Genomic DNA, 18,954 nt, shown 5'->3' with positions numbered 1-18,954 from the left:
GGGACGACCGGCTACTCCTTGGGCCTGCCGTCGACGCCCGCCTCCTTGCGCTGCTCCACCGTGATGGGGGTGGGCGCGCCGGTGAGCGGGTCGAAGCCGGAGGCGGTCTTCGGGAAGGCGATCACGTCACGGATCGACTCGCCGTCCGACAGCAGCGCGCAGACTCGGTCGAAGCCGAAGGCGATGCCGCCGTGCGGGGGCGGGCCGTACTTGAACGCCTCGAGCAGGAAGCCGAACTTGCTCTCGGCCTCCTGCTTGGAGATGCCCAGCACGTCGAAGACCCGCTGCTGCATCTCGGCGCGGTGGATACGGATCGAGCCGCCGCCGATCTCGTTGCCGTTGCAGACCATGTCGTAGGCGTAGGCCAGAGCCTCGCCCGGGTTGTCCTGGAAGGTGTCGGACCACTCCGGCTTGGGACCGGTGAAGGGGTGGTGGACCGCGGTCCAGCCGCCCTCGCCGTCCTCCTCGAACATGGGGGCGTCGACGACCCAGAGGAACGACCACTGCGACTCGTCGATCAGGCCGCAGCGGCGGCCGATCTCGAGGCGGGCCGCGCCGAGCAGGTCGCGCGAGGCGGCCTTGGCTCCGGCGGCGAAGAAGATCGCGTCGCCGGGCCGGGCGCCGGTGCGCGCGGCGAGGCCGGACAGCTCGTTCTCGGAGAGGTTCTTGGCGACCGGCCCGCCGAGCGTGCCGTCCTCCTGGACCAGCACGTAGGCCAGGCCCTTGGCGCCGCGCGACTTGGCCCAGTCCTGCCAGCCGTCGAGCTCCTTGCGGGTCTGCGAGGCGCCGCCGGGCATGACGACCGCGCCGACGTAGTCGGCCTGGAAGACGCGGAAGGTGGTGCCGGAGAAGTAGTCGGTCATCTCGACGAGCTCCTGGCCGAAGCGCAGGTCGGGCTTGTCGGAGCCGTAGCGGGCCATCGCGTCGGCATAGGTCATGCGCGGCATCGGCGTGGGGATCCCGTAGCCGATCGTCTCCTTCCAGAGACGGCTGACGAGCTTCTCGCCGACCGCGATGACGTCGTCCTGGTCGACGAAGGACATCTCGATGTCGATCTGCGTGAACTCCGGCTGCCGGTCGGCGCGCAGGTCCTCGTCGCGGTAGCACTTGGCCAGTTGGTAGTAGCGCTCGAGGCCGGCCACCTGCAGCAGCTGCTTGAACAGCTGCGGCGACTGCGGCAGGGCGTACCAGTTGCCCGGCTGCAGGCGCACCGGCACCAGGAAGTCGCGCGCGCCCTCCGGGGTGGAACGGGTGAGGGTCGGCGTCTCGACGTAGACGAAGCCCTCCTCGTTCATGACCTCGTTGGTGAGGTAGGTGGCCTTGGAACGGGTGCGCATGGCCTTGGCGAGCTTCTCGCGGCGGATGTCGAGGTAGCGGTACTTCAGCCGCGCCTCCTCCGACACGCCTGCGCTGCCCTCGATCGGGAAGGGCAGCGGCGCCGACTCGCTGAGCACCTCGACCTCGGTGGCGACGACCTCGATCTCGCCGGTGGGCAGGTCGGGGTTGGCGTTGCCCTCGGGGCGCACGCGCACCTCGCCGACGACCTTGACGCAGTACTCCGAGCGCAGGTCGTGGGAGGAGTCCTCCTCGCGGAAGACCACCTGCGCCGAGCCGGAGGCGTCACGCAGGTCGATGAAGACCACGCCACCGTGGTCGCGGCGGCGTGCCACCCAGCCCGCGAGTGTTACCTGCTGCCCGGCGTGCTCCTTGCGGAGGCTTCCCGCCGTGTGCGTGCGGATCACTGCAACTTCCCCTTCAAGATCTCTACGACCTCGGCCAACGGCACCTCGGTCTGCTCTGCGGTGGTCAGGTCCTTCACCTGGACGGCCTGCGCCGCCAGGTCACGCTCGCCCAGGATCAGCGCGAAGCGCGCTCCCGAGCGGTCGGCGCCCTTCATGGCGCCCTTGACGCCCCGGCCGCCGAAGGCCATGTCGGTGCCGATGCCGGCGGTGCGCAGCTCCTCGACCAGCCGGAACATACGCCTGCGCGCATCGGATCCCAGCGGGACACCGTACACCTGGACGCGGGCGTCGCTCTCATCATCGAGCAGGCCCTCGGCCTCCATGGCCAGGATGGTGCGGTCGACGCCCAGAGCCCAGCCGACACTCGGGAGCGGAGGGCCGCCGAGCATCTCGCTGAGCCCGTCGTAGCGCCCGCCGCCGCCGATCGCGGCCTGCGAGCCCACGCCTCCGTGGACGAACTCGAAGGTGGTGCGGGTGTAGTAGTCGAGGCCGCGCACCAGCTTGGGGTCGTCGGTGAAGGGCACGCCCGAGTCGCTCAGCAGCAGGCGCACCTCCTCGTGGTAGGCCTTGCAGGCCTCGCACAGGTGGTCGACGACCAGCGGCGCGCCGGCGAGCTGCGCCTGGACCTCGGGACGGCCGTCGTCGAGGACGCGCAGCGGGTTGATGTCGATGCGCGCGCGGGTGGCCTCGTCGAGGTCGAGCTTGCGCAGGAACTCGACGAGGACGGCGCGGTAGGCCGGGCGGCACTCCTTGTCGCCGAGGGAGTTCAGCAGCAGCGTCACGTCGCGCAGCCCCAGGTCGGCGTAACCGCGCCAGGCCAGCACGATCAGCTCGGCGTCGAGCGCCGGGTCCTCGGCGCCCAGCGCCTCGGCGCCCACCTGCCAGAAGTGGCGGTAGCGGCCCCGCTGGGCACGCTCGTAGCGGTACTGGCTGCCGGAGTACCAGAGCTTCACCGGGAGCCTGCCGTTGTGCAGGCTGTGCTGCAGCACGGCGCGCACGACGCTGGCCGTGCCCTCGGGGCGCAGGGTCAGCGAACGGCCGCCCTTGTCCTCGAAGGTGTACATCTCCTTGGTGACGACGTCGGTCGACTCGCCCACGCCGCGCTTGAACAGCTCGGTGTCCTCGAAGGTGGGCGTCTCGACGTAGCCGTAGCCCGCCTGCCGTACCGGGGCGACCAGGGCCTCGCGCACGGCGAGCACCCGCTCGGAACGGGGAGGCAGCCAGTCGAAGGTGCCCTTTGGTGCTTGGAAAGACATTCAGATTCCCTTTTTCGGAGCCGCGCCCGGCGCCGCCTCCCTCAGGAAGGGATTCGTGGCGCGCTCGCGGCCGACCGTGGTCTGTGGTCCGTGGCCCGGCAGGACGACCGTCTCGTCCGGCAGCGGCAACACCTTGGTCGCCAGGCTGTCCAGGATCGTCGGGTAGTCGCCTCCCGGGAGGTCAGTGCGGCCGATGGAGCCGGCGAACAGCAGGTCACCCGAGAACATGATCTTCTCATCGGGCAGACGGAAGCTCACCGACCCCTTGGTATGGCCGGGGGTGTGGTCCACGACGAGCTCCAGCCCGGCCAGCTTCAGCACGGCGCCGTCGGTCAGCTCGCGCACGTCGTCGGGCTCGCTCAGGGTGAGGTCGCCGAAGATCGGCGTGCCGATGCCCTTGGTGGGGTCGCTGAGCATCTCGCGGTCGTCGGGGTGGATCCACGCCGGGATGTCGCGCGCGCCGCAGACCGGGGCGACCGACCAGACGTGATCGAGGTGACCGTGGGTGAGCACGACCGCGACCGGCTTGAGGCGATGCTCCCTCAGCAGCTCATCGACACCCTCGACGGCGTCCTGACCGGGATCGACGATGACGCACTCCTGTCCCGGTCCCGGCGCTACGAGGTAGCAATTAGTCTGAAAGGCCCCTGCGGGGAAGCCTGCGATGAGCATCTGACGTCCAAAAAGCCAATGGGAATGTAACCGAAGGGTACCGGTGCGGCTCGCCGGGCTGCGAACCATTACCCATTGGCCGATACGATTCGCCCACCTCGATTTTCTAGCTAGGAGGCACACCGGTGGCCACGGGCAAGGACCGCCAGAAGCAGCTGGCGCGCGAGCATCACGAGCGGCAGATGCGCAGGCGCATCGAGCGCGAGCAGAAGGCCAAGAAGGTCGCGGTCATCGGATCCACGGTGGGCGTGGTCGTGGTCGTGGGCGGAATCGTGGCCGCCACGGCCCTGCTGGGCGGGGGCGACAGCGCCTCCGAGGCCGCCGCCGACCCCAGCGCCAGCGCCAGCGCGATGCCGACGACGAGCGAGACGGTCGCCGCGGGGCCGAAGGCCTTCGACGCCGCGACGGGCACCTGCGACTACGTCGCCGACGAGTCGAGCCCGGCCGTGAAGGACGTGGGCATGCCTCCGGCCAAGGTCGACGTCAAGAAGCTTCCCGGCAAGATGACGATCAAGACCAACCAGGGCCCGATCGAGGTCAAGCTGGCCTCCGACAAGGCTCCGTGCACCGTCAACGCCCTGGCCTTCCTGGCCGAGAAGGGCTACTACGACGGCAGCAAGTGCCACCGGCTGGGCAGCGCCCAGTTCCCGATGCTGCAGTGCGGCGACGCGCTGGCCAAGGCCGACGGCAAGGGCGAGACCGACGGCGCGGGCAGCCCCGGCTTCCGCATGGCGGAGGAGAACCTGGAGGGCGCGACCTACAAGCGCGGCGTGCTGGCCATGGCCAAGGGCGGCCAGCCAGGCACGACGGGCAGCCAGTTCTTCTTGGTCTACGGAGACATCGGTCTTACCCCCGACTACACGGTTGTCGGTACGATCACCAAGGGCCTCGACATTCTGGACAAGGTCAACAAGGCGGGCGTCATCACACCCGGCCAGGACGGCACCGGCGCGCCCAAGGAAAGCGTCGAGTTCACAGACGTGACAACATCCTGAAGTATTAAGGGATAGGCGATGAATGTGCGGGAGGACACGGTGAGCACCGACCCGTGGGGCCGGGTAGACGAGGACGGCACCGTCTACGTGCGTACGGCTGATGGGGAGCGGGCCGTCGGCTCCTGGCAGGCCGGCGAGGCCGAGGAGGCTCTGGCGTACTTCCACCGCAAGTACGACGAGCTGGCCGGCCAGGTGCAGCTGCTCGAGCAGCGGGTCAAGGGCACCGACCTGTCCCCCGCCCAGGCCGAGTCGAGCATCGTCAAGCTGCGCGAGGCGGTCGCCGAGGCGCACGCCGTCGGCGACCTCGCCGCGCTGACCGGCCGTCTCGACGCGCTGACCGAGCTGGTCGGCAAGCGCCGCGAGGAGGTCAAGCAGGCGCGCGAGCAGGCGCGCACCGAGGCCAAGGCGGTCAAGGAGCGCATCGTCGACGAGGCCGAGCGCATCGCCGACGAGACGACCCACTGGAAGTCCGGCGGCGAGCGGCTGCGCCAGCTCGTCGAGGAGTGGAAGGCCGCCGAGCGCGCCGACCGCGTCACCGAGGCCGCCCTGTGGAAGCGCCTGTCGGCCGCCCGCACCGCGTTCGCCAAGCGGCGCAAGGCCTACTTCGCCGGGCTCGACCAGCAGCGTGAGGGCGTGCGCTCCACCAAGGAGCGCATCGTGGCCGAGGCCGAGGAGCTGGCGGCCTCGACCGACTGGGGCGCCACCGCCTCGGCCTACCGCGAGCTCATGCAGCGCTGGAAGAGCGCCGGCCGGGCCTCGCGCGAGGTCGAGGACGAGCTGTGGAACCGCTTCAAGGCGGCCCAGGACCAGTTCTTCCAGGCCCGTTCCGCGGTGTTCGCCGAGCGTGACGCCTCGCTGGCGGCCAACGCCTCGGCGAAGGAGGAGCTGCTGGCCGAGGCCGAGAAGATCGTCCCCGTCTCCGACGCGCGCGGCTCCCGTGCGGCGCTGCGCGGCATCCTGGAGCGCTGGGAGGCGGTCGGACCGGTGCCGCGCGAGCAGCGCGACCGGCTCGAGGGCGGGCTGCGCAAGATCGACGACGCCGTGCGCAAGGCCGAGGAAGCGGAGTGGAAGCGCTCCAACCCCGAGGCCCGCGCCCGCGCCCAGTCGACGGTCGACCAGCTGCGCTCGTCGATCGCCCAGCTGGAGACGCGTCTGGCCAAGGCCCAGGCGGCCGGCCGGGCGAAGGACGTCAAGGAGGCCGAGGAGGCCATCGAGGCCCGTCGTTCCTGGCTGGAGGAGGCCGAGCGCACGCTCGCCGAGTTCAGCTGAGCTCAGAGCCGAGTTCTCGTCGCGAAGCCGGGTCACCCTCAAGGGGGCCCGGCTTCGGTCATGCGCGGGAGCCTTTCCTGCGGCGGGCGGCCAGCGCGCCGATGAGGATGCCGACCACGAGCGTGATGCCGAGAGTGATCCACATCGGCGCGGTGAACGTGATGAAGACCAGGTGGACGACCGAGTCCTGCCGGTTCTGCACGATGAAGACGATGATCAGCGCCAGCAGCACCAGGGCGACCCAGACTCGCGGCGGCCAGCTCTTGATCCTCGCGACGATGCCCTCCACGACACCCACTCCCTTGATCACGTCATGTGATCACACCATAACTCACAGCCCACGCGGCCCACGCGCGCAGCCACCCGCGGGTGAGCCGGTCGCGCTCGGCCGACCACTCCCCCTCGGGCGCGGTCAGGGCCAGCAGCGGCTGGGCGGACTCGTGGGCGTGCACGGCCTCCCAGGCCTCCTGGGCCGGGCGGCTGTCGACGTCGGCGCGATGGGCCATCCACTCGACGGTCTCGCGCAGGGCCGCCGCGGCCAGGCGCTCGTCGTCGAACCAGGCCGCCTGCTCGGCGAGCCTGCGGGCCTGCTGGACCAGCGAGCGTACGGCGGCGCTGGCCTCGTCCTCGCTCTGACCGCGCAGCTGCGCCTGCGTGGAGCGCACCAGGCGCCACAGGTTGCGCCAGCCCGGTCCGGGCGGCCGGCCGCGCAGCCGCGACTCGATGCGGTGCTCGACGTGCTCCTTGGCCGTGCGTGCCCGGCGCACCGCCAGGTCGGCCAGCATGAGGTAGGCGGCCGGATAGGGGGTGGTCTTGCGGAGCTCGGCCTGCATCTGTTCCTGGACCTCGTGCCAGCGCGCGGCCCAGCGGCGGTTGCGCTCGCGGATCAGCGGCAGCGGGTCGGCCCTGGTCACCAGCTTCGGCACCTCGGGCAGCGGGCCGTACCCGGTCAGCGTCACCAGGGCGGCGGCGTCCTCGTCGTAGGCGGCCAGCAGCCGCAGCTTCCAGCTGGTGGCGCTCCTGCGCCGCACCGCCTTGACCAGGCGGCCGTCGAGCAGCGCCTCCACCTCCTCGTCCGCGCTCCAGCCCGGCCAGTCGTAGGGCGGGAAGGCGTAGACGGGCGCGTCGGGAGCCTGTTCGACGCGGATCACCGCGTCGAGCTCGCCGTACACGATCTCGAGGTGACGCAGTTGCTCGTTGAAGTACTGGCACTCGCCCAGCCACGCGGGATGGTGGGAGTCGGCGAGCACCACGATGGGCAGGGCGGCGACCATGAGCGCCACTTCCAGCCGCTGGCTTTCCAGGTGTTCGTCCGAGGCGGTCATCTCTTCAATGTGCGGTTTCGCCGATCCGCACGTCAAGCGGGTTGAAAACTCTTGCCTTACCCGTCTGGAAAGTGAAACTTTCCTTCCATGAGAGTCATGTTGCGCCTGTTATGCCTCCTGCTCCCCTTCATGATCATCCCCCACGCCTCGGCGGCCGCCGCGTGCACGGCCGACCCGGCGACCCCCAAGCGTCAGATGCGGGCCATGTGGGTGGCCAGCGTCGCCAACATCGACTGGCCCAGCCGCACCGGCCTGAGCGCCTCCGCCCAGCAGGCGGAGTTCCGCGCCTGGCTCGACGTGGCCGTGCAGCGCCGCATGAACGCGGTCGTCGTGCAGGTCCGCCCCACCGCCGACGCGTTCTGGCCCTCGCCCCACGAGCCCTGGTCGCAGTGGCTGACCGGCACCCAGGGCGGCAACCCCGGCTACGACCCCATGGCCTTCATGGTCGCCGAGGCTCACGCGCGCGGGCTGGAGTTCCACGCCTGGTTCAACCCGTACCGCATCGCCAACCACGACGACGCCTCGCAGCTGATCTCCAGCCACCCGGCACGGCGCAACCCCTCCTGGCGCTTCGCCTACGGCGGCAAGCTCTACTACAACCCGGGCATCCCGGCGGTGCGCGCCTTCATCCAGGACGCCATCATGGACGCCGTCTCGCGCTACGACGTCGACGGCGTGCACCTCGACGACTACTTCTACCCCTATCCGGTCAGCGGGCAGACGATCCCGGACTCGGCGACGTTCACGCAGTACGGCGGCGGCTTCTCCAGCATCCACGACTGGAGGCGCGACAACGTCGACAAGCTCATCCAGGAGCTCGGCGCGCGCATCCGCTCCGCCAAGGCGCACGTGCGATTCGGGGTGAGCCCCTTCGGGATCTGGCGCAACGCCTCGACCGACCCGCTCGGCTCGCAGACCTCGGGCCTGCAGTCCTACGACGCCATCTACGCCGACTCGCGGCAGTGGGTGAAGCAGAACTGGATCGACTACATCGTGCCCCAGCTCTACTGGCACATCGGCTTCGCCGCCGCCGACTACACCAAGCTGACCGCCTGGTGGGCCCAGCAGGTCTCGGGGACGGCGGTGCAGCTCTACGTCGGCCAGGCCGCCTACCGGGCGGGCGCCTCCGGCCAGGACGCCGCCTGGCAGGACCCGGCCGAGCTCAGCGACCACCTGACCGTCAACCGCGCCCATCCCCAGGTGACGGGCGACGTCTACTTCAGCGCCAAGGACGTGCGCGACGACCGCATCGGCAGCATGACCCGCGTCGTCTCCGGCCACTACAGCAGGCCGGCCCTGCTGCCCGCCTTCCGCGCCTCCTCCGGCCCCGCCGCCCCCACCATCACGGCCGCCATGCGCGGATCCAACGGCGTGAGCCTGAGCTGGCAGGGGTCCGGCACCACCTACGCCGTCTACCGGCTGAGCGCCGCCGCCGACGCGTGCTCCTTCCACGACGGGCGCAACCTCGTCGCCGTCACCTCCTCGACCTCCTACCTCGACGCCTCCGCGCCGGCCGGCGCCACCTACTACGTCTCCGCGCTCGACAGGAACGAGCACGAGAGCCCCGTGAGCGCGGGCAGGACGGCCGGCGGCGGGGCCTACAGCGCCGTCCTGGACGCTCCGGCGGCGGGCTCGGCCTGGGGCAGCTCGTCGTACTCCACGCAGCGTTACGGCGCCGACTACCGCTTCGCCGAGCCCCAGGCCGTCAGCGATCCCGCCTGGTTCCAGGCGGCCGTCCCCGCCGCCGGCAGCTACCGGGTGGAGGTCTGGTATCCGGCCAACTCCGGTTACAACAGCGCCACGCCGTACATCGTGGTCACCTCCACCGGCAACCGCACCGTCACCGTCGACCAGCGCACCGGCGGCGGTCAGTGGCGCGTGCTGGGGACCTTCACCCTCGCCGCGGGCTCCGGCAACGTCGTCGGGGTGAGCCGGTGGACCTCCACGACCGGGTACGTGATCGCCGACGCCGTACGAATCACCGCGACGGGCTAGCGTGACCTCATGGATCCGGTGACCGATGCCCGCGCGCTCGTAGCGTCGCGCTTCCCGCAGGCGCTGCAGGCCTTCCTGGCGGCCAACGAGGCCCGCACCCCCACCTCCGACCTCGACGTCGTGGTGGTGCTGCCCGACCTGGCCGTGCCGTACCGGGAGTCCCTGCGGTGGCGTGGCACGCCCGTGGAGCTGTTCGTCCACGGCGAGCTCAGCCTCCACGCCTACCTGGAGCGGGAGTTCGCGCGCAGGCGGCCCAGCCTGCCGCGGATGTGCGGGCACGGCACCGTCCTGGTCGACCGGCTCGGCACGGCCCCGTCGCTGCAGAGCGCGCTCGCCGCGCGGCTGGCGGCGGGGCCCGGCCCCTCCCCCGGCCTCGACAGGCTCAGGTACGGCCTGGCGGACCTGATCGACGACCTGGCGGGGGCGAAGGACCCCGGCGAGCTCATGATGATCCGCTCGACGGTCGTCGAGGCCGTGGCCCGGCTCAGGCTGGCCTCGCTGGGGCGCTGGGAGGGCAGGGGCAAGTGGCTGATGCGCGAGCTGCGCTCGGCCGACGACGCCCTGGCCGGGGAGCTCGTGGCGGCGCACGGCGACCCCGCCCGGTTGATGGCGGTGGCCACGCGGGTGGTGGAGGAGACGGGCGGGCGGCTCTGGGAGGGCTACCACGCCGACGGCGACCCCTTCCACCAGCGGCTGCTGCACGTCACGCCGTCGGCGCTCAGCTCGGAGACGGCCCAGAGCTCCGGCATGCACCGCCTGGCGGCGATCGCCGGGGCGGGCCACCTGTGGATGGGCCAGACCCTGGTCGCCCCCGCCACCGCCTCGGCCGACCACCATCACGGCCACTCCGAGACCGCGATCTTCGTGGTGCGCGGGAACCCGTCGTTCGTCTTCGCCGACGGGCGGATCGACACCGGTCCCGGCGACTACGTCTTCGTCCCGCCGTACGTGCCTCACCGCGAGGAGAACCCCTCGCCAGACGGCGAGGCGCTCGTCGTCATCGCGCGCAGCACGCCGGAGGCGATCGTGGTCAACCTGCCCGAGCTCCGGTTGCCGCCTCCTGGTGCGCTCCGGTCACCTCAATTTCCCGAATGACCGCAAGCCGGGCAAAGATCGTCTATGGTGCAGCCCAGGAGGAATCATGCAACCCCCCGCTGCTGTCAACACGTCGATCCCGAACGTCGCCCGGATGTACGACTACTACCTGGGCGGCAAGGATCATTTCGAAGCCGATCGGCAGGCCGCCGACCGCGCGCTGGAGCTGGTCCCCGAGATCCGCGAAGGCGCCGTGAACTCGCGCGCCTTCCTGCGCAGGGCCGTGACCGCGCTGCGTGAGCTCGGCGTGGACCAGTTCGTCGACATCGGCTCAGGGCTGCCGACGCAAGGCCACGTGCACGAGGCCGCGGGAGACGCCTCCGTGGTCTACGTCGACAACGATCCGGTGGTCCTGGCCCACGCGCGTGCGCTGCTGCAGACCCACAAGCGCGTCTGGGTGCAGCCCGGCGACCTGCGCGAGCCGGAGAAGGTGGTGGATCACGCGCTGGAGGTGCTCGATCCCACCCGTCCGGTCGCGGTGCTGGTGGTCTCGGTGCTGCACTTCATCTCCGACGAGGAGGATCCCGCCGGCATCGTCAGGCGGCTGCTGGACCGCCTGCCCGCCGGGAGCTACCTGGTGCTCACCCATGTGGCTCCCGATCTGCGCCCTTCGAGCGCGCCCGGGGTCAGCGCCGTCTACCAGCGCTCCTCCGCGCCCTTCACCGCGCGCACCAGGCCGCAGTTCGAGCGTTATGTGGCCGGGCTCGAACTGCTGGAGCCCGGCATCGTCAACAACAAGGAGTGGCGTCCCGAGTCGCCGCCCGAGCTGATGGGCGGCGATCACCACCTGGTGGCGGTCGGGCGCAAGCCTCAGGTGTGAACGATCAGCCAGGTGGCCACCGCGGTCTCGGGTGACCGGTTGCTGATCATGTGCGGGCGGTGGCAGGGGAAGGTGACCGAGTCTCCTGCCGCCAGCACCACCGTCTCGTTCTCGAACTCGATGGTGAGCTCACCCCTGCTGACCGAGCCGACCTCGTAGCCCTCGTGCCTGAGCAGTTCCCGGTGCGCCGTGGAGACGGCGCCGCTGGGATAGGTCGACTCGAAGAACTCCACGCCCGGGACCGGCACCGGCGACAACCGCCGGAAGCTCACCCCTCCGCCGAGCTCGATCGGCTCGGCCTCCCATGAGCGGCGCACCGCGAACAGCTCCGCCTTCGCGACCTCGCCGGCGTGGTCGAACACCGCCGCCAGAGGCGCCCCGATGGCTCCCACGTAGGCGATCAACCGGCTGACGGACGGGCGCATCCTGCCGCGCTCCATCTGCGAGACGGCGCTGGGCGAGATGCCCATCTCGCGCGCGACCGCCCTGAGCGAGAGCCCGGAACGCTCGCGCAGCTCGCGCAGCCGCCGCCCGAGGTCCTGCTCTTCCGCCATGTGACACAACCTTCACGCGAACGCCTCGTGTTAAGCTATCGCTTCACACCCTGGGAAGCGACATGGTTGAAACTACCCCAGCAGCCGTCCGTCCCCGGCCACGCTCGAACGACGCTCTCCAAGGATTCCCGCGTGACCCTGATCTGCGTGATCAACCCCAACACCGCCCGGAGCATGACCGAGGCCATCGGTCAGGCCGCCCGGGCGGTCGCGGCGTCCGGCACCACCGTCGTCGCCGTCAACCCCACCATGGGGCCCGCCTCGATCGAGTCCCACTACGACGAGGCGCTGGCCGTGCCCGGCCTGCTCGAACAGATCGCCCTGCACCCCGGCGCCGACGGGTTCGTCGTCGCCTGCTTCGGCGACCCGGGGCTCGACGCCGCCCGCGAACTGGCCGCCGCCCCGGTCATCGGCATCGCCGAGGCGGCCATGCACACCGCGACACTCGTCGGCCGCAGCTTCAGCGTCGTCACCACCTTGTCCCGTACGGCGGGGCGCGCGCTCGACCTGATGCACAGGTACGGCTTCTCGCAGGCCTGCCTGGGCATCCACGCCTGCGAGATCCCCGTGCTCGACCTGGAGTCGCCCGGCGCCCGCAAAGCCGTCGTGCAGGCCTGCCGCGCCACGATGGAGCGCGACGGCTGCGACTCGGTCGTGCTGGGCTGCGCGGGCATGGCCGACTTCTGCCACGAGATCTCGCTCGAGATCGGCATCCCCGTCATCGACGGCGTCACCGCCGCGGTCAAGCTCGCCGAGGGCCTCGCCGCCCTCGGGCTGCGCACCAGCAAACGGCTGGAGTACGGCACGCCTCCGGCCAAGAAGTACACCGGGCTGCTGTCGGGCTACACGCGCCCGTAGGCAGAGAGGACCGGGCCGGGCCCAGGGACGAGCCAGGACCAGGACGAGCCGCCGGGACCGGGCCGGTCCCGGGTCAGCTGCCCGCGCCGCTGACCCGGTAGACGTCGAACACGCCCTGGATGCTGCGCACCGCCTTGAGCACGTGGCCCAGGTGCTTGGGATCGCCCATCTCGAAGGTGAACTTGCTGATCGCCACCCGGTCGCGCGAGGTCGTCACCGACGCCGACAGGATGTTGACGTGCTGGTCGGACAGGGTCCTGGTCACGTCGGACAGCAGGCGGGGCCGGTCGAGCGCCTCCACCTGGATGGCCACCAGGAACACCGAGTCTTCGCTGGGCGACCAGCTGACCTCCACCAGGCGGTCGGGCTGCTCCTTCAGCTGCTGCACGTTCGTGCAGTCGGCGCGGTGCACCGACACGCCGTGGCCGCGGGTGACGAAGCCGACGATCTCGTCGCCGGGCACCGGGGTGCAGCACTTGCTCAGCCGTACCCAGACGTCGCCGTCGCCCGCCACGACGACACCCGCGCCGCCGCCCCTGGGACGGCCCTTGAGGCGCGTGGGCAGCGCGGTCTCGGACAGGTCTTCCTCGGCGCTCTCGAGGCCGCCGATGGAGGCCACGAGCTTCTGCACGACCGCCTGGGCCGAGACGTGGCCCTCGCCGACGGCGGCGTAGAGCGACGACACGTCGGGGTAGCGCAGGTCGCGGGCCAGGGCCAGCAGCGACTCGCCCGACATCAGTCGCTGCAGCGGCAGCCCCTGCTTACGCATGGCGCGGCCGATCGCTTCCTTGCCGCCCTCGATCGCGGTCTCGCGGCGCTCCTTGGAGAACCACTGCCGGATCTTGTTGCGCGCCCGGCCCGACTTGACGAACTTCAGCCAGTCGCGGCTCGGCCCGGCGTCGGGCGACTTGGAGGTGAAGATCTCGACGGTGTCGCCGTTGCCCAGACGGCTCTCCAGCGGCACCAGGCGGCCGTTGACCCGCGCGCCGATGCAGCGGTGGCCGACCTCGGTGTGGACGGCGTAGGCGAAGTCGACCGGGGTCGCGCCCTCGGGCAGGGCGATGACCGTGCCCTTCGGCGTGAAGACGTAGACCTCCGAGACCGACAGGTCGAAGCGGAGCGACTCGAGGAACTCGCCGGGGTCGGAGGTCTCCTTCTGCCAGTCGAGCAGCTGGCGCAGCCACGCCATGTCGTTGCCCTGCTTGACCTTGCCGGAGGGGCCCGCGCCGACCTCCTCCTTGTACTTCCAGTGCGCCGCCACGCCGTACTCGGCCCTGTGGTGCATGCCGTGGGTGCGGATCTGCAGCTCGACCGGCTTGCCCTCGGGACCGATCACCGTGGTGTGCAGCGACTGGTACATGTTGAACTTGGGCATCGCGATGTAGTCCTTGAACCTGCCGGGCACAGGATTCCATCGCGCGTGGATCGTTCCGAGCGCCGCATAGCAGTCGCGCACCGACTCGACCAGGACCCGGATGCCGACCAGGTCGTAGATGTCGTCGAAGGCGACGTCGCGGGCGATCATCTTCTGGTAGACGGAGTAGTAGTGCTTGGGACGTCCCTTGACCTCGGCGCGGATGCGCGCCTCGCGCAGGTCGGCGGAGACCTTCTCGATGACCTCCTGCAGGAACAGGTCGCGGCGCGGCGCCCGCTCGCTGACCATGCGGGCGATCTCGTCGTAGCGCTTGGGGTAGAGCATCGCGAAGGCGAGGTCTTCCAGCTCCCACTTGATGGTGTTCATGCCTAGGCGGTGGGCGAGCGGAGCGAAGATCTCCAGCGTCTCGCGCGACTTCTGGTGGCGCTTGTGCTCGGGCAGGTAGCGCATGGTGCGCATGTTGTGGAGCCGGTCGGCCAGCTTGATGACCAGCACGCGGATGTCGCGCGACATGGCCACGACCATCTTGCGCACCGTCTCGGCCTGGGCGGCGTCGCCGAACTTGACCTTGTCGAGCTTGGTGACGCCGTCGACCAGCAGCGCGATCTTGTCACCGAAGTCGGCGCGCAGCTCGTCGAGGCTGTAGGCGGTGTCCTCGACCGTGTCGTGCAGCAGCGCCGCGCACAGGGTCTCGTCGTCGGTGCCCAGCTCGGCCAGGATCGTCGCCACGGCCAGCGGGTGGGTGATGTAGGGATCGCCGCTCTTGCGCTTCTGGTCGCGGTGATGGTGGGCCGCGACCTCGTAGGCGCGCTGGATCAGGCGCAGGTCGGCCTTGGGATGGGTCGCCCTGACCGTGCGGAACAACGGTTCCAGCACCTGGCTCATGGCCCCACCCCCAAACCTCCGACGACGCGACGACGACGCAGGACTGCCCGCCGGCGCCGCCTGGTTGGCGGTTTCGGCATTCGCCGCGCTGTCTACGGCCACATCACGGGGCACACAGACTCCTCACGTCCGAGTCCAGATCCCCCAGTGTAGCCAGCGTCAGACAGTCACCAGGGATCGGAGGTCGACTCCGGGCAACCGCTCGCGTCCCTTGAGGAACGACAGCTCCATGAGCACGGCCACTCCGGTCACTTCGGCCCCCGCCCTTTTCACGAGTTCCACGGCCGCCGCGGCCGTTCCCCCCGTGGCCAGCACGTCATCGACGATCACCACACGATCCCCCGGTCGGAAGGCGTCGCTGTGGACCTCGATGGTCGCGGAGCCGTACTCCAGATCGTAGGACTCCTCCAGGGTTTCGGCGGGCAGTTTGCCCTTCTTTCTCACTGGCACGAATCCCGCGCCGATGTTGTAGGCGACGGGCGCGGCGAGGATGAACCCGCGCGCCTCGATGCCGACGACCTTGTCGGCCTCGTCGAACAGCGCGCCCAGCTCCTCGACCACCTCGGCGAAGGCCCCGGGATCGGCCAGCACGGGGGTGATGTCCTTGAACAGCACGCCCGGCTGCGGATAGTCCTGCACGTCCCGGATCAGGTCCTGCCAGCTCATCTACGTCTCCAAGTCTGTCGTACGGCACGCGGTCGGGCTCGTGAAACCGCAGCGCCTCCGTCCCCATGATCGGGGACGGAGGCGCGCCGGTCGAAGCGGTGTCTAGCTCTTGGCCACGGCGGCGCTCTTGCCGCCCTTGGCCTTCCCGCCGCCCTGGGTGGCGGCCAGACGGCGAGCGATCGCCTGGTACTTCGGCTCCCGCTCCTTGAGGGTGACCAGCAGCGGCGTGGCCACGCACAGCGAGGAGTAGGTGCCGACGATCATGCCCACGAACAGGGCCAGCGACAGGTCCTTCAGCGTGCCCGCACCCAGGAAGGTGGTGCCGATGAACAGGATCGCCGCGACCGGCAGGATGGCCACCAGCGAGGTGTTCAGCGACCGGATCAGCGTGTGGTTGAGGGCGTCGTTGGCGGCCTGGGTGTAGGTCTTCTTGGAGGTCGTGCCGAGCTTGGCGGTGACCTCCTTGATCATGTCGAAGACCACGACCGCGTCGTAGAGCGAATAGCCCAGGATGGTGAGGAAGCCCAGCAGGGTCGCCGGGGTGACCTCGAAGCCCGACCAGGCGTAGACGCCGGCGGTGATCACCAGGTCGTGGATGAGCGCCACGATGGCCGCCAGGGCCATCTTCGGCTCGAACGCCATGCTCAGGTAGAGGATGATCGCCAGCATGAAGACCCCGAGGCCGATCCAGGCCTTGGTGGCGACCTCGCCGCCCCAGGAGGCGCCGATCAGGTCGTTGCTGATGTCCTTCGGCGCGACCTGGTACTGCTGGACGATCGCCTGGCTGATCTGGTCGGTCTGGTTGGCGTCGAGGGTCTCGGTGGTGACCCGCCAGCCGTCACCGGCCTGCTGGACGATCGGCTGGTGCACGCCCTCCTCGCTGAAGGTGGCTCGCACCTGCTCGACCGTGGCGGGCTGCCCGGTCTTGAAGGTGAAGACGGAACCGCCCGTGAACTCGACACCCAGGTTGAGGCCGTTGAACACGATGCCCACGATCGAAATGGCGAGCAGGAAGGCCGACAGGCCGTACCAGAGCTTGCGCTTGCCGACGAAGTCGACGTCGATCTCGCCGCGGTAGAGGCGACTCGCGAGTCCCATCTCAGGCCTCCTGCGGGGTGGTCGTGGCCTTGGGCAGGTCGGCCGCCATGCGCTCGGCGTCGAGCCCGGAGAGCTTGTGCCCCTTGGCGAAGAACTTCAACCTGGCCAGCAGGGCGATGAGAGGCTTGGTGAACAGGAAGACCACGACGATGTCGATGAGCGTGGTCAGGCCCATCGCGAACGCGAAGCCGGCCACACCGCCGACGGCCAGGAAGTACAGGACAACGGCGCAGATGAACATGACCGCGTCGGCGATCAGGATCGTGCGCCGGGCACGCACCCAGGCCACCTCGACGGCGGCGCGCAGGGTGCGCCTGCCCTCCTTCATCTCGTCGCGGATTCGTTCGAAGTAGACGATGAACGAGTCGGCGGTGATGCCGATCGACACGATCAGACCGATGATGTGCGGCAGCGACAGGCGGAAGTTCACGCCCGCGCCGAGGATCACGACGGCCTGGTAGGTGACGATCGAGGCGACCACGAGGCTCAGCACCGCGACGATGCCCAGGCCCCGGTAGTACAGCAGACAGTAGACGACCACGAGGGCCAGGCCGATGAGGCCGGAGATGATGCCGCCCTCGAGCTGGTCGGCGCCGAGCGTCGAGGAGACGGTGACCGCGGAGCTCAGGTTGAACTTCAGCGGCAGCGAGCCGTACTTGAGCTGGTCGGCCAGCTCGGTGGCGCTCGCCTGGGTGAAGCCGCCGGTGATCTCGGCCTGACCGCCGGGGATCGGGTTGATGATCTGCGGCGCGGTGATCACCTGGCCGTCGAGGACGACGGCGACCTGGTTCTGCGGCTGCTGGGAGTTGTAGGCCTTGGTGGTGAGCTTGCTCCACTCGGCCGGGCCCTTGCCCTTGAACGAAAGCTGGACGATCCACTCGGTGCGGCCCTGCGGCATGCCGGCCGACGCCGTGTCGATGTCGGTGCCGACGACCTTGGCGGTGTCGAGGACGTACTTCACGCCGTCCTTGTCACAGGTGGCGAACATCTTGTTCGGGTCGTCCTGGACACCCTGGCCGTTCTTGGCGGGGTCGGCGCAGTCGAGCGCCTGGAACTGCTTCAGCACGTCGGCCGGGACACCCTCGAGGCTGCCGACCATCTGGCCCTGCTGGGGCTGCTGCGACGGCTGGGCGCTCGGGGTCGCGTTCGCGCTCGCCTTCGGCGAGGCGCTCGGCGACGCGGAAGGCGACGGCGACGGCGACGGCGACGTGGTCGTCAGCGCCGAGGAGACCGCCTTGCCCGTGGGAGAGGCGCTGGCCGAAGCCTTCGGCGCGGCGCTCTGCGACGGCTGGACACTCTGCGACGGCTGCGGGGAGCCGGAGGGGGAGGCCGACGGCGAACCGCTCGGCACCGGCGCCTCGGTCTGCATGGCCTCCGGCACCGCCGGGACCTCCATGGCGATGACCTGACGGAAGCGCAGCTCCGCGGTCTTACCGACCTTCTCGACGGTTTCCTTCTGCCCTGCGCCGGGCACCGAGATGATGATGTTGTCGCCGGTCCTGGCGACCTCGGCGTCGGACAGGCCGCTGCCGTTCACCCGGTTGCGCAGGATGTTGACGGCCTGGTCGAGGGCCTCCTGCGTGGGCGCCTTGTTGTCGAGGGTGACAGGTGTCAGCGTCACCGTCGTGCCGCCGGCGAGGTCCAGGGCGAGCTTGGGCGTCCACGCCTTGTACAGCGCCATCGCCCCGCCCATGGCGAGAATGATTGCCAGGAGTACCAGGAGCGTAACGCCCGGTTTGCTCTGGCGGCTGGTCGGTCGGGCCACTGGATCGTCTGTTCTTTCGGGTAGGGGTTTGTGCTGAGCCTAGTCAGGACTTGGGAGTGCTCTGATCCTGGTCGGTGTCGTTCTTGACGGGAACGTCGCCGTCGACGGTGGCCTTCACGTCGTCGTCCACCTCATCGGTGCTGTCGACGGGGGCGTCGACAGGAGTGACGACACGGCCGATGGCCGCCTTGACCCAGCGCGTCTCGACACCCGGAGCGATCTCCAGGATGACGTCCTCGTGGTCGATCGCGACCACGGTGGCGAACAGGCCGGTCGTGGTCATGATGCGAGTCCCGGGAGCCAGGGAGTTCTGCATCTTGACGGCTTCCTGCTGCCGCTTCTTCTGCGGGCGGATGAGCAGGAAATAGAACGCCACGACCATCAGGACCAGCATGATGATGGTCGACATACCGCTGCCTTGCATCAGGCACCTTCCATCTTCTGTACAAGATGTTGACACCGGCTTGACGCCGGAAATTCCGCTTGCCGCGCTGCTAGCACGCCGCTCAGCCCGTCAGCCTACACAGGCAGCCAAGCCACGGAGTGTAGGCGCTTGTCGTGAAACGCGGCAACGAACCAGCGGT

The 18,954-nt window shown here is 69.8% G+C and carries 17 protein-coding genes; 6 read left to right on the top strand and 11 right to left on the bottom strand.

All coding sequences use genetic code 11. From position 1 onward, the window contains the following. Positions 1–11: 11 nt before the first annotated feature. Genes aspS through HNR30_RS32495 form a run of 3 tightly spaced genes read right to left on the bottom strand, consistent with a single transcriptional unit; the run spans position 12 to position 3,670 of the window. Positions 12–1,742, bottom strand: a complete 1,731-nt coding sequence (gene aspS / locus HNR30_RS32505; protein ID WP_181613844.1) for an aspartate--tRNA ligase — start codon at positions 1,740–1,742, stop codon at positions 12–14. Next, positions 1,739–2,998 (bottom strand): histidine--tRNA ligase, encoded by a 1,260-nt coding sequence (gene hisS, locus HNR30_RS32500; RefSeq protein ID WP_181613843.1) that lies wholly within the window; start codon positions 2,996–2,998, stop codon positions 1,739–1,741. The genes aspS and hisS overlap by 4 nt, the downstream gene beginning before the upstream one ends. Further along, positions 2,999–3,670: an MBL fold metallo-hydrolase gene (locus HNR30_RS32495; RefSeq protein WP_181613842.1), complete on the bottom strand. Its 672-nt coding sequence runs from the start codon at positions 3,668–3,670 to the stop codon at positions 2,999–3,001. A gap of 125 nt (positions 3,671–3,795) precedes the next feature. Between HNR30_RS32495 and HNR30_RS32490 the strand changes: the two genes are divergently transcribed. Both HNR30_RS32490 and HNR30_RS32485 read left to right on the top strand, forming a co-directional pair. Continuing rightward, entirely contained in the window at positions 3,796–4,665 is an 870-nt protein-coding gene (locus HNR30_RS32490) for a peptidylprolyl isomerase (protein ID WP_312894795.1), read from the top strand. An 18-nt stretch (positions 4,666–4,683) separates the two neighbouring features. Next, positions 4,684–5,934: a DUF349 domain-containing protein gene (locus HNR30_RS32485; RefSeq protein WP_181613841.1), complete on the top strand. Its 1,251-nt coding sequence runs from the start codon at positions 4,684–4,686 to the stop codon at positions 5,932–5,934. A gap of 58 nt (positions 5,935–5,992) precedes the next feature. Here the strand turns inward: HNR30_RS32485 and HNR30_RS32480 are convergent, their stop codons facing one another. Continuing rightward, the gene (locus tag HNR30_RS32480; protein WP_220134179.1) at positions 5,993–6,244 is read right to left on the bottom strand and encodes a LapA family protein; all 252 of its coding nucleotides are present in this window, start codon (positions 6,242–6,244) and stop codon (positions 5,993–5,995) included. A 1-nt stretch (position 6,245) separates the two neighbouring features. Then, positions 6,246–7,259, bottom strand: a complete 1,014-nt coding sequence (locus tag HNR30_RS32475) for a hypothetical protein (RefSeq protein ID WP_181613840.1) — start codon at positions 7,257–7,259, stop codon at positions 6,246–6,248. A gap of 96 nt (positions 7,260–7,355) precedes the next feature. Here HNR30_RS32475 and HNR30_RS32470 point away from each other — a divergent pair, with 96 nt between their 5' ends. Genes HNR30_RS32470 through HNR30_RS32460 form a run of 3 tightly spaced genes read left to right on the top strand, consistent with a single transcriptional unit; the run spans position 7,356 to position 11,169 of the window. Further along, a complete protein-coding gene (locus HNR30_RS32470; protein ID WP_246379631.1) occupies positions 7,356–9,254 on the top strand; it encodes a family 10 glycosylhydrolase in 1,899 nt (632 codons plus the stop codon). Between the two features lie 9 nt (positions 9,255–9,263). Then, a complete protein-coding gene (locus HNR30_RS48420) occupies positions 9,264–10,349 on the top strand; it encodes a cupin domain-containing protein (RefSeq protein ID WP_246379630.1) in 1,086 nt (361 codons plus the stop codon). 46 nt (positions 10,350–10,395) lie between these two features. Further along, the gene (locus HNR30_RS32460; RefSeq protein WP_181613839.1) at positions 10,396–11,169 is read left to right on the top strand and encodes an SAM-dependent methyltransferase; all 774 of its coding nucleotides are present in this window, start codon (positions 10,396–10,398) and stop codon (positions 11,167–11,169) included. Here the strand turns inward: HNR30_RS32460 and HNR30_RS32455 are convergent. After that, a complete protein-coding gene (locus HNR30_RS32455) occupies positions 11,160–11,723 on the bottom strand; it encodes an XRE family transcriptional regulator (protein ID WP_181613838.1) in 564 nt (187 codons plus the stop codon). The genes HNR30_RS32460 and HNR30_RS32455 overlap by 10 nt on opposite strands. 132 nt (positions 11,724–11,855) lie before the next feature. On the opposite strand from HNR30_RS32455, the gene HNR30_RS32450 reads away from it, so the two are divergent. Beyond that, positions 11,856–12,581: an aspartate/glutamate racemase family protein gene (locus HNR30_RS32450; protein WP_220134177.1), complete on the top strand. Its 726-nt coding sequence runs from the start codon at positions 11,856–11,858 to the stop codon at positions 12,579–12,581. A 73-nt stretch (positions 12,582–12,654) separates the two neighbouring features. Here the strand turns inward: HNR30_RS32450 and HNR30_RS32445 are convergent, their stop codons facing one another. The 5 genes from HNR30_RS32445 to yajC all read right to left on the bottom strand — a co-directional run bounded on the left by HNR30_RS32445 (position 12,655) and on the right by yajC (position 18,779). Then, entirely contained in the window at positions 12,655–14,841 is a 2,187-nt protein-coding gene (locus HNR30_RS32445; RefSeq protein WP_181613837.1) for a RelA/SpoT family protein, read from the bottom strand. 159 nt (positions 14,842–15,000) lie between these two features. Further along, entirely contained in the window at positions 15,001–15,507 is a 507-nt protein-coding gene (locus HNR30_RS32440; RefSeq protein ID WP_181613836.1) for an adenine phosphoribosyltransferase, read from the bottom strand. Positions 15,508–15,609: 102 nt separating this feature from the next. Continuing rightward, the gene (gene secF, locus HNR30_RS32435; protein ID WP_181613835.1) at positions 15,610–16,605 is read right to left on the bottom strand and encodes a protein translocase subunit SecF; all 996 of its coding nucleotides are present in this window, start codon (positions 16,603–16,605) and stop codon (positions 15,610–15,612) included. 1 nt (position 16,606) lies between these two features. Continuing rightward, positions 16,607–18,298: a protein translocase subunit SecD gene (gene secD / locus HNR30_RS32430; protein WP_181613834.1), complete on the bottom strand. Its 1,692-nt coding sequence runs from the start codon at positions 18,296–18,298 to the stop codon at positions 16,607–16,609. Positions 18,299–18,413: 115 nt separating this feature from the next. After that, complete coding sequence (yajC, locus tag HNR30_RS32425) at positions 18,414–18,779, bottom strand: preprotein translocase subunit YajC (RefSeq protein WP_246379624.1); 366 nt, start codon at positions 18,777–18,779, stop codon at positions 18,414–18,416. Positions 18,780–18,954 lie beyond the last annotated feature (175 nt).

Origin of the sequence: Nonomuraea soli, assembly GCF_013761175.1 — a bacterium.
GTDB lineage: Bacteria > Actinomycetota > Actinomycetes > Streptosporangiales > Streptosporangiaceae > Nonomuraea > Nonomuraea soli.
The sequence above is the reverse complement of the archived record's forward strand: the minus strand, read 5'-3'. Positions and strand labels throughout refer to the sequence as shown.

Coding starts and splice junctions, on each gene's coding strand:
- HNR30_RS32485 (WP_181613841.1), top strand. CDS start 4,684: ATGAATGTGCGGGAGGACACGGTGAGCACCGACCCGTGGGGCCGGGTA.
- HNR30_RS32460 (WP_181613839.1), top strand. CDS start 10,396: ATGCAACCCCCCGCTGCTGTCAACACGTCGATCCCGAACGTCGCCCGG.
- secF (WP_181613835.1), bottom strand. CDS start 16,605: ATGGGACTCGCGAGTCGCCTCTACCGCGGCGAGATCGACGTCGACTTC.
- HNR30_RS32475 (WP_181613840.1), bottom strand. CDS start 7,259: ATGACCGCCTCGGACGAACACCTGGAAAGCCAGCGGCTGGAAGTGGCG.
- HNR30_RS32455 (WP_181613838.1), bottom strand. CDS start 11,723: ATGGCGGAAGAGCAGGACCTCGGGCGGCGGCTGCGCGAGCTGCGCGAG.
- HNR30_RS32495 (WP_181613842.1), bottom strand. CDS start 3,670: ATGCTCATCGCAGGCTTCCCCGCAGGGGCCTTTCAGACTAATTGCTAC.
- secD (WP_181613834.1), bottom strand. CDS start 18,298: ATGGGCGGGGCGATGGCGCTGTACAAGGCGTGGACGCCCAAGCTCGCC.
- HNR30_RS32445 (WP_181613837.1), bottom strand. CDS start 14,841: ATGAGCCAGGTGCTGGAACCGTTGTTCCGCACGGTCAGGGCGACCCAT.
- HNR30_RS32440 (WP_181613836.1), bottom strand. CDS start 15,507: ATGAGCTGGCAGGACCTGATCCGGGACGTGCAGGACTATCCGCAGCCG.
- hisS (WP_181613843.1), bottom strand. CDS start 2,998: ATGTCTTTCCAAGCACCAAAGGGCACCTTCGACTGGCTGCCTCCCCGT.
- HNR30_RS48420 (WP_246379630.1), top strand. CDS start 9,264: ATGGATCCGGTGACCGATGCCCGCGCGCTCGTAGCGTCGCGCTTCCCG.
- yajC (WP_246379624.1), bottom strand. CDS start 18,779: ATGTCGACCATCATCATGCTGGTCCTGATGGTCGTGGCGTTCTATTTC.
- HNR30_RS32470 (WP_246379631.1), top strand. CDS start 7,356: ATGTTGCGCCTGTTATGCCTCCTGCTCCCCTTCATGATCATCCCCCAC.